Here is a 12,256-nt window from a genome sequence, read left to right as displayed (position 1 = left end):
AATGGGCCTAGCTATTCGAAGAGAACATGACATCGGTGTTTTCAACACCGAATCCCAGAGCATTGTACAGGTTGACCGCTGGCCGATTCTCATCGTCAACATACAGCACGATTTTCTCTAATCCGGATGCTGCCAAATAGTTCATACCGTGCAGGGTCAGCGCCTTGCCCAAACCGGTGCCCTGAGTGTTGGGGTGCACGCCCACCGCGTAGACTTCCCCGGCGGCTGAGCCGACCGGCGTTTTTGTCCAGTGAAAGCCTGCCGGTGCGCCTTCTGCGTTCTCAGCGATAAAGAATCCCGCCGGATCGAACCAGTCTTCAGCCTTGCGGGCATCGAGATCGGCTTGTGTCAGTTGCCCCTGCTCCGGGTGGTCAGCAAATGCCATGGCATTGAGTTCTAACCAGGCTGCGTCATCGTCGCCCGGGTTGAATGTGCGGATCCTGTATCCGTCCGGGACGGTGGCATCGCCGAAGGATTTACTGGTGATGTCGATGGCCATCCGATACAAAATGCGCACTGGTTCCACATCAGCTGACGCGGCGAGATGGCGAGCCGCTGGATGATCTCCGTGGGTCCACGCCGTCACCGTTTGTTCATCGGCTGCCTGCTGTGAGAGCAGTTCTTGGGTGGCGTCCACCAGGGCTCGGCCAAGACCGCCGCCGCGAGCCTCTGGCGCAACTACGAGTTCGATGACGACCGGTTGATTCGCATCCGTGGGGATCACGACCGCCGACGCTCCGGTGAGTTCGTCATCGCCGGTCGTGATGAGCCAGGCATTACCTGAGTTGAGTTCTACCCAGGTCTGATCGCCAAACGGTTCATTCTGGTCGGCTGCTACACCGCGATCGGCTAACGTTCGAAGCCGGTCAAGTTGGTTGGCAGTTTCTGCAGGAGCATGCACACGCAATTGAGTCATGCCACCACAATAACGGTTGGGGCACGATTTCGGGTGGACTGGTCTTTCAACACAGCCTGCCAGTTGTGGCATGACATGATAGAGAAGTGCGCAGAACAATTTCAGCTTTAACTACGGTCTCAGCAGCAGCGGTGCTGGCAATCGTGACCGTGTTTGTACCAAACTTGCCCGTCTGGGTCGGTCCGTTGGTGCTGTCCGTGCTGGTCGTGGGCTTCGCGTTTGCCTGGCCCACGATCGTGAGCTCGCATCGACGATGGGGTGTGACGGCAGGGTTGGCGGGCGCCGGTCTGGTCGCTATTTGGTCGGTGACCCTGTTGCCGATCAACGCTGAGTTCTCGACAATGGCCAATGAACTCTGGCTCGCCCCGGTGGGTGGTGCTGCCGCACTTGGTGTGTTGGCGATGTTTGTCATCCAAACGTTTACGCTGCCCGGCGGGCTGAAGCGTTTTCTCACCACGGCCACACTGGCGGTGGGTGCCATCGTAGCCGCCACAAGTGCCGGGTGGACGCTGTTGCTCCGACATAAATATGAGGCTGCGGCAGGCTCGCTGGGTCTGGAGCGCATTTCGGGCGTGACCTGGCTGATGCTTACCATGCTTGCGGCACTCGCGGTTGCCGCTTTGGTCACGTTGCTGCCGGCCCGTCGCCGCACGCGCATGGTGGCCATCATTGTCGTCGCGACGGTGGTTGCCGTGGCACTCCAATTTTTCCGGCCGGGCCCATTGTCGGTGCCTGCCGTCCTTGCCAGCGCGATCACCGCGCTCATCGTGGGACTGACCGACAGTTTTAGCGAGACACAAGAGGTCGCCGCGAAGACGCTGCAACACCCGTTGACTGCCGTGGCTGCCGGGTCGGCAACCACAATGGTCTCGGGTATGGTGGCGTACTTTGTCATCCATGTGTTGCCCTGGTAATAATCCGCGACACTGACTCGTCACCACCAGGTTTTGTGAGTAAACTAAGGGCCATGTCTGTACTCGCATTAGAAATCTTCTTTACTGTCCTCGTTGGACTCGCCGGCGTCGGTATGGCGCTGTTTGCCATCATGGTTATCCGTAACCTCTACAAGGGTCAACGCTAACTACACCTGTGGCTACTGAACTTCCATACGATCTGCTGCCGGAACTTGCCCCGTTATCGTGGTTGATTGGCTCCTGGGAGGGCCAAGGCCGCCTCGGTGAGGGGGACGAAGGTTCTGAGATCTTCTACCAGCGCCTGGATTTCGTTGAAACTGGGCTGCCATTTTTGCAGTACCGTACAGAGACCTGGCTTTCCGAAGCAGACGGCACGCTGATCCGTCCCCTGTCATTTGAGTCCGGATTTTGGGCTATTGACCGCGACCGGCACGCCTCTGACGTCGGCCCAGGTATGGTCCCGGCGGACGTGGTCCCGGCCTACCATTCCGCTGAGGACGTGGAACAGCTGCGCAAGAACGAAACAGATTTCCCCATCACCGCGACGATCACCCATCCGGGGTCGATGTCCGAGCTGTACTACGGCATCGTCCGCGGCCCACAAATCCAACTCAACGCCGACGCGATCCTGCAAGGCACCGCGAGTGGTACCTACCATTCCGCCAACCGGATATTCGGGCTGGTCAACGGCCAAATGTTCTGGCGTTGGGATGTGATAGCCACCGAAGGCGAGGAGCCCACCCCGCACGCTTCGGCCATACTCGACAGAATGCCATCGGCAAACGATGGTCGCCTCCCGCCCGGCAAACCACATTTGCCCGGCAAACACGAAACGTGAGTTTATATGCTTGACGTCACGCACATCGAATACACGCCCGAGACCTCACCGCTGCTGGCCGGTGAACATGCCATTCACGGCGCGGTCGCAGCAGATTCGGTGGACCAATACGTCGCCGGTCACTACGGTCACCCCGTCCAAGAGCAACGCGCGTTAGCAGATGGCAAAGCGGTCGTAGACCTCTCGCACTACGGGATTGTCACCGTCACCGGGGCAGAACGGCTCTCCTGGTTGCACACCCTAACCACGCAACAGCTGCAAGGTATGCCCGTCCCGCTCAACAGCGAAGCCCTGTTTCTTGACTTACGCGGTCGGATCGAAATCGCCACCAAAGTCCACGATGACGGTGAAACCACGTATTTGATCACCGAGCCAACGATGAACGCCTCATTGTTGGACTGGTTGACTCGCATGCAATTTGCCGCCCGCGTGGAGCTCGCCGACCGTACCGGTGAACTCGCGCTGCTCGGTGCTACCGATGAGGTCCCCGGTCTCGATCGCCCGGTATGGGTGGATCCATGGCCTGGTGTCTCGCCAGGAGGGTTCGCCTACACCGAGGCCCCAGCAGATCACCCCGCAGTTCACGAAGACTATGCATGTCACCTCTATATTCTTGATGCCGAACAGCTCGTGGAAACCGTCACCGCGTTGCCCGAGGACTTCCGTGTCGCAGGGGTCATGGCATCGGAAGCACTCCGTGTCGCTGCTGGTCGACCACGTCAGCTATTCGATACTGATGAGCGCTCCATTCCGCACGAATTGGACTGGATACGCACCGCAGTCCACTTGGAAAAGGGCTGTTATAAAGGTCAGGAAACCGTAGCCCGAGTGCATAACCTTGGTCACCCGCCGCGACGTCTTGTCGGTCTGCTCATTGACGGGTCAGGCCACGGGTTACCGGAAGTTGGTGCCGACATCATTGTCCGCCCCGAAACCGATGACGAAGAGTCGATGGCTGCTGCGCGTTCCATCGGCACCCTCAAGTCTGTGGCAATGCACCACGAGATGGGTGCGATTGGCACTGCGATCATCCGTCGTAATACCAAACCCGAGGCGGAGCTGATTATTCGTGAGATGCCGCCCGCGGGGTCTGCAGACGATGAGAAACCAAACTTCACAGCTGCGGCTCAAGAAACGCTGACTTCACCCAGTGCCGGCAAAGTCGTGGGCCGCGTGCAAGGGTTGACGAACCTGCGTCGCTAGGCGAAGGTCACGCTGATGCGAAAACCAGATAGTAAAAAGCCCACATCGTGGGCCATCTTTTCGCCCACTTCATTGCCTACCGGAGTCACCCACTGAGGGATCAGCCCGTCGAACATGCATTCTTCTGCTGCACGCGCCAACATAAACGTGCCGTACCCCTTGGTGCGGTGTTCTGCGGCCACCAAGACGGCTAATTGCCCCACGGTTGACGAGAAGACGTCATAACCAGCACCAGCAATGGGCTCGGTATTTTGGGTAAAAGCCGAAATGGTGAAGAAATGATCTAGCGAATCCAGGGGCATCGCAGCCGTATCATCTGGAGGACAGGCGGATTCGAGGCGTCGAGCATCGCGGCTCTGTGACGTGACGTTGAGGCGGGCATCATCATAAAACGGGATATCTTCGGCGTAAAAAATGGTTTCTTCACCCAATGAACGGGCATCAGCCGCGTAGCCCAGTTCTAACATGGTGGATTCCAACCCAAGCGCTTCATCGTCGATGTCCCGTGCGGCATCCAAGAACCACGTTGGTGCAAAGAGTATCGAGATGTTAAACAGCTGAATAAACGTCGCGGTATTCGGATCCCAATCGGCCACATCTTTTTCGGCCGCAATCTCGAAGCGACGCACGGTTGTGGCATCGTCATTTGCTCGGTGTAATGCCGATTCCTCAAGCTGAAGGGAGCGTGCCCAAGCTGATAGCACCACTTTCTGATTGGCTTGCGATAAGCCGGGAGAATTGAGGTAGTTTTTCGACACGAGCACCTCCAGTACGCCAAGTCAATATGCTCAATCGTCAATCGCCTTGCTCCAGCGATGGCTATAGCCTAACGCGAGAACCGATGGTCTTTATAGGGTTGCCGGACGGTCGGCCAGCGGCATCGAACCAACATTCTGGGCAGGATTGGAAGCGAAAGTATTGACGCGTCCAGGGGCCTGCCTTAGAGTTCATGATTAGTGATATATCTCACCAGCGCACCTTTATATGTCAGGTGTCACTCGAGCGTTGAAGGCATTGTTATGGAAAAAATACAGCGAGAAAAGAAAACACATTTGTTTTCTACGAATCGGTCGAGCATGATGCGGGTCCTGACCTACGGGGGCGCAATTATGGCGTTTTTGATTGGTTCTGGTTTCGCCACCGGTCAGGAAATCATGCAGTACTACGCGTCATATGGATTCTGGGGGCTCTTTGGCACCGGCGCGATCGTGCTGCTGTTGATCTGTTTTGTTTCCGTCCAATTTCTGACTGTTGGGCGTCGAGAGCAATTTGAAAAACCCTCGCAGATCTTTGAATACTATGCAGGCAAATACGTCGGCAAATTCTTCGATTACTTCTCGATCCTGTTCGTGTTCCTGTCATTCACGGTCATGGTGTCAGGTGCCGGTGCAGTCTTCGACGAACACTACAACCTTCCCACCTGGGTAGGAGGCTTCGGTTTGACCATACTGGTGGCCATCACGGTCGTGTTCGGCCTCAATTCTCTGGTTGATGTCATCGGCAAGATTGGCCCGGTGATCGTTGTCGTCGCGATCGGTCTAGGCATCGTCGGTATTGTCAACGCCGACACCGGGATATTAGCCGGCCATAATATGGTCGATGACCTAGAGCTCCAACAAGCTTCGAACCACTGGGCCATCGCCGGGCTCAGCTACGTCGGCTTCTGTATGCTCTGGCTCGCAGCGTTTCTGACGGCTCTTGGAAGGACTGTGCCAACGCATCGGGAGGCTCGCGCCGGTGGTCTCGCCGGCGGTGCGATCTTCTCGCTGGCATGCATCATCGTGGGTATGGGGTTGCTGGCCAACATCGAACGGATTGCCGGCATGCAGATCCCAATGCTTGCGCTGGCAAACGACATTGCACCCGTCGTGGCGTCGCTCATCTCGGTGATGATCCTCGCCGGAATCTACACCACAGCGATACCACTGCTGTGGACGGTGTCGTCGCGGTTCTTCCCCGACGGGACACGAAAGTACAAGTTCCTGACCATCGGTCTGGCTCTCCTTGGCACGGTGATCGGACTCTGGTTGCCCTTCGACGAAATGGTCAACATCGTATATGTACTCAACGGTTATGTCGGTGCAGTGCTGCTGGCCATCATGGTGGTCGTAACTCTCCGACGTGCCATCATCAAGCGACGGACCCCGTCCGGCGAAACTGAACATGCGCCCGTTGCGTCCTCGCGTGCAGCCAACGACTGACGTATAGCCGTGAGGCTTCTGTGCGATTGTCGCTTCCTTGCAGTCTCGGCCGAACTGGAGGTACGGTCAACGAGACGAGCGAATTAATGTGAGGTACGCCATGACATCGTTGTCGCCCCATCTGAAACAAGCCACTCCCGTGACCGTCGATCATGCACTTGGCAGCTCGGTCTATGATGTGGAAGGTCGCCGATATCTCGATTTCACGGCGGGCATCGGCGTCGTGAGCACGGGACACTGCCACCCACGCGTCGTCGCGGCCGCGCAACAGCAGGTCGGGTCGCTGATCCACGGTCAATACACAACAGTGAAACATCGGCCGCTGGGGGAACTGACCGAGCGATTATCGCATGTTCTGCCGGAGCATCTCGATTCACTGTTCTTTGCCAATTCGGGCAGTGAGGCGGTTGAAGCAGCCCTGCGCCTGACCCGCCAGGCCACCGGGCGGCCCAACGTGGTCGTCTTTCACGGTGGTTTCCACGGTCGCACCGTTGCGACGGCATCGATGACGACTTCGGGCACCAGATTTTCCGCCGGATTCTCACCGCTAATGCCCGGCGTCCACGTCTCGCCGTTCCCCAGTGCATACCGCTACGGTTGGACTGAATCCGAGGCGACTGATTTTGCGCTACAAGAGTTGGACTACCTCTTCGCTACGGTTACGAGCCCCGACGAGGTTGCAGCCTTTGTCGTCGAACCGGTGCTTGGTGAAGGCGGATATATTCCGGGGAATGCGCGCTTCTTCGCCGGGCTCCGTGAGCGGGCAGATCGGCATGGCATCCTGTTGGTGATCGATGAGATTCAGACCGGCTTTGGACGGACAGGCCAGTATTTTGGCCACCAGCATTTCGACGTGGAGGCGGATGTCATCACGTTTGCCAAAGGCATTGCGTCGGGGTTCCCCCTATCGGGAATTGCCGCATCCGAACAGTTGATGAGCCAAGCCTGGCCTGGTTCGCAGGGCGGCACCTATGGTGCCAATGCGGTGTCCTGTGCGGCCGCGGTCGCCACCATCGATGTCATCGCCGACGAACAGCTGGTCGGCAATGCTGCACAGCGCGGTGCCCAGCTCCTTGCCGGAGCGACCGCCCGAGCGGTGGAAGGTATCGGTGATGTCCGTGGGCTGGGTTTGATGCTTGGAAATGAGTTCACCGCGCCCGACGGCTCTCCGGACACGGCACGGGCCCAACGTGCTCAGCAAGAAGCCGCGCGTCGTGGCTTGCTCCTGCTGACCTGTGGGGCACACATGAATGTGGTGCGAATGATCCCACCGCTGGTGATCACCGCCGAAGAAATTGACGAGGGCCTGGCCATCTGGTCCGACGTCCTCGAGGCTGCTTAAACGGCAGCACCCCCGAGGAAGGAGCACAGCATGGCACGATATGTGACCGTGACTTTGCAGCAGCGGGCCGTCAGCTGTCGGGTTGAACTGCTGGACGCCCAGGCACCGGTGACGTGCGACGCCGTGTGGGAGGTGCTGCCCGTGACTGGGGACGCAGTACACGCCAAATTCGCCCGCAATGAAGTCTACGCATTGGTTCCGCGGATCACGCAGGCACCGCGTCGGGAGAATCCCACGGTCACTCCGATCCCTGGTGACGTGTGTCTTTTCGACTTCGAACCCTGGGAGATCAACAACCCGGCGTTTGGTTATGAACCAGGCTCGGAAGCATACGCCGCACAAGGTGCCACCGATTTGGCATTGTTTTATGGACGGAATAACTTGTTGATCAATGGCGACGTCGGCTGGGTCCCCGGCAATGTGTTTGGCACTGTGGTGGACGGCTTTGAACAGATGGCGGTCGCCTGCAATGATCTATGGCGCAATGGCTTTGTCGGCGAGCACTTGACCTTTGCCCGGGACTGAGCCGTCAGGCTAAGAGCCCCTCCACGAATCGAGCGACCGCCAGTACCAGATCGTCGGAGTGACGTGGCCCGATGATCTGGAGCCCGACCGGCAGTCCAGCCGCGGTGGCGCCCACCGGGATGCTGATGGCCGGCTGCTGTGTGAGATTAAACGGGTAACTGAGCTGCGCCCACTGCGGCCAGCGATCCAGTCCACTGCCCGGCGGCACATCATAGCCCGCGCCGAAAGCCAGGATGGAAACGGTCGGGGTGAGTAACACGTCGTGGCGCTCGTGGAATGCCCCCATGGTGATCCCCACTTGTGCGGCAACTCCACGTGCCTGCAGATACTCGGTCGCGGTGTGTCGCTCGCCCTGGTCCCACACCTGCTCGAGCCCGTCATCAACGGTGTCGCGAGCACCCGGCATCGTATCCAACAGCGTAGCCGCCCCGGCGGACCACATCACCTCGAACGCCTCAAGCGGATCGGTAAATCCGGGATCTTCAGCGGTCACGTGCAGCCCGGCGCGATCGATGCGGGCGACAGCATCTTCTACGATTTGGGCGACTTCTGGGTCCACGGAGGCGAAATCGAGATCGCGGGAGTAGGCGACATGCATGCCGAGCACTTCTCGGTTGAATTCATCGCGGTAGGTGCCCTGCGGGGGAGCCTGCGAGGTTGGATCCCGGGAATCCGGCAGGGACAGGATGTCCATGAGCACGGCGGCATCCTCAACGGTGCGCGTCATCGGACCCGCATGGGCCAGCGGCCCGAAGGGGCTGGCGGGGAACATCGGGACCCGTCCGTGAGTGGGTTTGAAACCCACGATCCCGCAAAACGCGGCCGGGATACGTATGCTCCCACCGCCGTCGGTGCCCACGGCGCACGGGCCCATTCCAGCGGCCACAGCCGCGGCTGCCCCACCGGAAGAACCACCAGCGGTCAAGCGTGGATCCACCGGATTGCGGGTAATGCCGGTCAGTGGGCTATCCGTGACGGCTTTCCAGGCCAATTCCGGCGTCGTGGTCTTGCCAACAAACACCATCCCGTCAGAGCGCATTCGGGCGGCAACCGGTGAGTCCACTGTCCAGGGCTGGTTGGGGTCGACTGCTTTGGAACCGCGCAGTGTGGGCCAGCCATCGGTCAGAAAAATATCTTTGATTGACACCGGAACGCCGTCGAGCAATCCCTGCGGGTAGCCTGCTTGCCAGCGGGCTTCAGAGGCCCGGGCCTGCTCAACAGAGGTGTCCGGGTCCAGGTAGCAGTACGCCCCGAGTTCGTCGTCGGCGGCGTCGATGCGGTCCAACACCGACGTGGTGGCCTCGACGGGCGATAGCTCACCGGCTGCATAGGCGGTGACTAACTGTGTGGCGGTCATCTCAGTAGGATTCATCGTAGCTCCCGATGCTTGATGCTCAGTCGTGAAACGTATGGAGCCGCAGCGCCAGACTGCCCGGATATGTTGACAACGTATAATTGAGTCAAGCTATTGTCAATCGGTCATCGGCTTGAGATCATGGTTGGATAGCCACCGCAAGCGTCCCGCTATCCTTGTCCCAAGGGGAGGCCCCGAGTGGATGTAGACCTACCAGAAATTGACTTCGAGGGACCACTGGCCCAACGAGGCATCGGCATCATCGCGCCCTTTGACCTTGCCCTCGAGCGCGAGCTGTGGCGCTGGGCCTCACTGGATGTGAGTCTCCACTTGGCGCGCACCCCCTACGAGGAGATCTCGGTTAGTTTGGCCATGGCCGAGCTGGTTTCGAAACCCCAGCACATGCAATCGGCGACCCGAGATCTGTTGGGGGTCAACCCCGAGCTGGTGGCCTACCTATGCACCTCCGGCAGCTTCATCCGGGGCGTGGCCGGTGAAGCCGAATTGCGTCAGGCGATGGTGGATGCAGGAGCTCCGAGCGCGGTCACCAGCTCCGGAGCCTTGGCAGAAGCAATCCAGGAACTTGGGCTGACTGGGATATCGGTCATCACGCACTACGACGCCGAGCTCACCGAAGTCTTGATCGCCTTCCTTGCCGAGCTGGGCGTGACCGTGGTCCGGTCCGAATATATGGGCCTGGGCGGCGGGATCTGGCGGGTCAACTATCGCACCGTAGCCGAACTTATCTTAAAAGCCGACGTTGACGACGCCGACGCGGTATTCGTTGCCTGCACCAATCTACCAACCTATGACATTATCGCCCCGCTGGAGGCACGACTGGGCAAACCGGTACTCACCGCCAACCAACTCACAGTGTGGGCCTGTTTAGGCCGCATGGACCTCGCCATGGTGGGGCCGGGTCGGTGGTTGCGGGGAGTCTTCGAGGAGGAACACAGCGATGACCACGGTCAGCAGACCTGAAACCACCGTCGGCATGATCTACCCAGACCACGCCGCCGAAGATGATTACCCTAGAGCTGCCGCTTGGCTCGATGTCCACCTGCCCGTGGTCCACGTCTATGGCACAGATCTGCACGCGGTACCCGAGCTCCTTGACCTGGGCCGACCGGAGCGTCTTGCCGAAGCGGCCGAGAAACTTGCCGTACACCGCCCGCAGGCGGTTATGTGGGCTTGCACGTCGGGCAGTTTCGTCTACGGATTGGCAGGAGCGCAACAACAAGCCGACCAGCTGGCACTGGCTACCGGCGTGCCCGCGGCCAGTACCTCGCAGGCCTTCGTGGCCGCCTTGGGCGAGCTGGGTGTGCATCGGGTGGCCGTCGCTGCCAGCTATCCGCAACCGGTTGCGACATTATTCGTCGAGTATCTGGTGGGTGCTGGCATCGACATCACCGCAATGTCCAGTGCTGGAATTGACACGGCTGCCGAAGTTGGTGGTCTAACTCCAGACTATGTGTTGGACCTGGCCCTGTCCAATGATCACCCAGCCGCGGACGCGCTGCTGATCCCCGACACCGCGATGCGAACTGTTCAACTGCTGCCCGAACTTGAAGCGCAGCTTGGCAAACCGGTGCTCACAGCGAATCAAATAACGATCTGGCACGGGCTTCGGCTCGCCGGTGCACCGCGACACGATGCCAGGCTCGGCACGCTCTTTGCTCCCTAGCCGGTGGCTACGGCACGCTCAATTGCGTGTCGGCTACCGCCCGCTGGTTGATGGCTGCGAAATTCCATGCGCTGCGCCGGGGGAGTATCGCCGATTCACGCCACTGTGCCAACATGAACGCGACCTTGGTCTCCATGTGGCTGCGCATTTTCTGGAATGACTCTTCAGGGTCGCTGCCCACCAGTCCGGCCAAGAGCCACCAGGTCCAGGCGGCAGCGCCCGCGTTCGCCACGAAGTCGGGGATCACGGGAATACCACGTACCGCCAGCAGCTCCTCGGCCTCCGGCGTGGTGGCGGAGTTCGCTGCTTCGACCACGGCCAACGCGGTGATGCTGGGTACTGCTTGCGCAGAAATAGCGTACGAGAATGCCGCCGGGACCAGAATATCCGCGGCCACGGTCAAAACTGATGCGCACGGCAGATGCTCTATGCCGGCCGGTACGCGGGAACGGTCAATTTCACCATAGGAATCCCGTAGGGCCAATAGCTCGGGAATATTCAAGCCCTGCGGGTCATAGAGGGTCCCGGCTGCGTCACCGATGGCAACGACTGCTACGCCAGCTGCGTGGAGGAACCTGGCGGTGCTGCCGCCCATCGTGCCGATTCCCTGAATGGCTACCGTGGTGTGAGACAAGGTCCAGCCAAAGGAGTTCGCCGCCGCTAAGCATGCCTGGGCCACCCCGTGCCCACCGATAAGATCCGCTACTGGTGGACCAAGCGAGGATCGCATCGCCATCGCGTTGCGGATGCGCTTCAGTGTCTTATCCGGGTGTTCTGATCGTTCAATCGCCGCGTGGTACGAATGGTGTAAGCCAAGCCGTTGGAAGACACCGTCGAGATCGGTCTGGCTGACGCCCAGATCCTCGGCTGTTACCCAGTGTTCTTCGAGCCAGGGCAACATCGCCATAAAGAACCGTTCCAAGACCTCAAGAGCCGCTGGATGATGCGGATCCATATCAATGCCAGCTTTTGCGCCGCCCACAGGTAGGCCGAAGGCTGCAGTTTTCAGGGTCATGCGGTGAGCCAGGTCAGCTACTTCCGACAGCGTGCAACCAGCCCGCATCCGAGTGCCCCCGGTGGTGAGGCCTCCGACGATACTATCGACGACGAAAAACCCGCGGGCGCCGGTCACCGGATCGGTCCACACGTGTTCGTGTACGGGTGGTCCGTCGATGCTGGCAGGCGGAGCGAAGTGGTCGACGTGCTGGGTCAGCGGGCGCTCTTGGAAACTCCAGGGGTTGTGTATCGTAGTCATGCGTCCCACTTCCGTCCTCGGTCG

General features: G+C 59.6%; 12 protein-coding genes. 8 read left to right on the top strand and 4 right to left on the bottom strand.

The genetic code is table 11. From position 1 onward, the window contains the following. Positions 1-7: 7 nt before the first annotated feature. Positions 8-916: a mycothiol synthase gene (mshD, locus tag ACYVJT_RS07585; protein WP_343956666.1), complete on the bottom strand. Its 909-nt coding sequence runs from the start codon at positions 914-916 to the stop codon at positions 8-10. 86 nt (positions 917-1,002) lie between these two features. Here mshD and ACYVJT_RS07580 point away from each other — a divergent pair, with 86 nt between their 5' ends. The 3 genes from ACYVJT_RS07580 (at position 1,003) to ygfZ (ending at position 3,871) form a co-directional block, all read left to right on the top strand. Then, positions 1,003-1,830, top strand: coding sequence for a hypothetical protein (locus ACYVJT_RS07580; protein ID WP_343956668.1), 828 nt, complete (start codon positions 1,003-1,005; stop codon positions 1,828-1,830). A gap of 175 nt (positions 1,831-2,005) precedes the next feature. Continuing rightward, positions 2,006-2,668: a nitrobindin family protein gene (locus tag ACYVJT_RS07575; protein WP_343956669.1), complete on the top strand. Its 663-nt coding sequence runs from the start codon at positions 2,006-2,008 to the stop codon at positions 2,666-2,668. 6 nt (positions 2,669-2,674) lie between these two features. Beyond that, the gene (gene ygfZ, locus ACYVJT_RS07570) at positions 2,675-3,871 is read left to right on the top strand and encodes a CAF17-like 4Fe-4S cluster assembly/insertion protein YgfZ (RefSeq protein ID WP_343956670.1); all 1,197 of its coding nucleotides are present in this window, start codon (positions 2,675-2,677) and stop codon (positions 3,869-3,871) included. On the opposite strand, the gene ACYVJT_RS07565 is transcribed toward ygfZ, so the two are convergent. Then, positions 3,868-4,629 carry a GNAT family N-acetyltransferase gene (locus ACYVJT_RS07565; protein WP_343956671.1) on the bottom strand — a complete coding sequence of 254 codons (762 nt, stop codon included), beginning with the start codon at positions 4,627-4,629 and terminating at the stop codon, positions 3,868-3,870. The two genes, ygfZ and ACYVJT_RS07565, sit on opposite strands and share 4 nt — an antisense overlap. Positions 4,630-4,980: 351 nt before the next feature. On the opposite strand from ACYVJT_RS07565, the gene ACYVJT_RS07560 reads away from it, so the two are divergent. The 3 genes from ACYVJT_RS07560 to ACYVJT_RS07550 all read left to right on the top strand — a co-directional run bounded on the left by ACYVJT_RS07560 (position 4,981) and on the right by ACYVJT_RS07550 (position 7,939). Beyond that, the gene (locus ACYVJT_RS07560; RefSeq protein ID WP_499418268.1) at positions 4,981-6,072 is read left to right on the top strand and encodes a YkvI family membrane protein; all 1,092 of its coding nucleotides are present in this window, start codon (positions 4,981-4,983) and stop codon (positions 6,070-6,072) included. A 100-nt stretch (positions 6,073-6,172) separates the two neighbouring features. After that, positions 6,173-7,414: an aspartate aminotransferase family protein gene (locus ACYVJT_RS07555; RefSeq protein ID WP_343956673.1), complete on the top strand. Its 1,242-nt coding sequence runs from the start codon at positions 6,173-6,175 to the stop codon at positions 7,412-7,414. Between the two features lie 30 nt (positions 7,415-7,444). Beyond that, positions 7,445-7,939 (top strand): DUF3830 family protein, encoded by a 495-nt coding sequence (locus ACYVJT_RS07550; RefSeq protein WP_343956674.1) that lies wholly within the window; start codon positions 7,445-7,447, stop codon positions 7,937-7,939. A 4-nt stretch (positions 7,940-7,943) separates the two neighbouring features. Here the strand turns inward: ACYVJT_RS07550 and ACYVJT_RS07545 are convergent, their stop codons facing one another. After that, positions 7,944-9,311, bottom strand: coding sequence for an amidase (locus ACYVJT_RS07545; RefSeq protein WP_343956675.1), 1,368 nt, complete (start codon positions 9,309-9,311; stop codon positions 7,944-7,946). A 180-nt stretch (positions 9,312-9,491) separates the two neighbouring features. On the opposite strand from ACYVJT_RS07545, the gene ACYVJT_RS07540 reads away from it, so the two are divergent. After that, on the top strand, positions 9,492-10,274 hold the full coding sequence (locus tag ACYVJT_RS07540; protein WP_343956676.1) for a maleate cis-trans isomerase family protein: 783 nt from the start codon (positions 9,492-9,494) through the stop codon (positions 10,272-10,274). After that, positions 10,252-10,977 (top strand): maleate cis-trans isomerase family protein, encoded by a 726-nt coding sequence (locus tag ACYVJT_RS07535; RefSeq protein ID WP_343956677.1) that lies wholly within the window; start codon positions 10,252-10,254, stop codon positions 10,975-10,977. Before ACYVJT_RS07540 ends, ACYVJT_RS07535 begins: the two co-directional genes overlap by 23 nt. A 7-nt stretch (positions 10,978-10,984) precedes the next feature. Here ACYVJT_RS07535 and ACYVJT_RS07530 read toward each other — a convergent pair whose 3' ends face one another. Next, positions 10,985-12,232, bottom strand: coding sequence for a Glu/Leu/Phe/Val dehydrogenase dimerization domain-containing protein (locus ACYVJT_RS07530; protein WP_343956678.1), 1,248 nt, complete (start codon positions 12,230-12,232; stop codon positions 10,985-10,987). Positions 12,233-12,256 lie beyond the last annotated feature (24 nt).

It is taken from the genome of Yaniella soli (assembly GCF_054782375.1).
The sequence above is the reverse complement of the archived record's forward strand: the minus strand, read 5'-3'. Positions and strand labels throughout refer to the sequence as shown.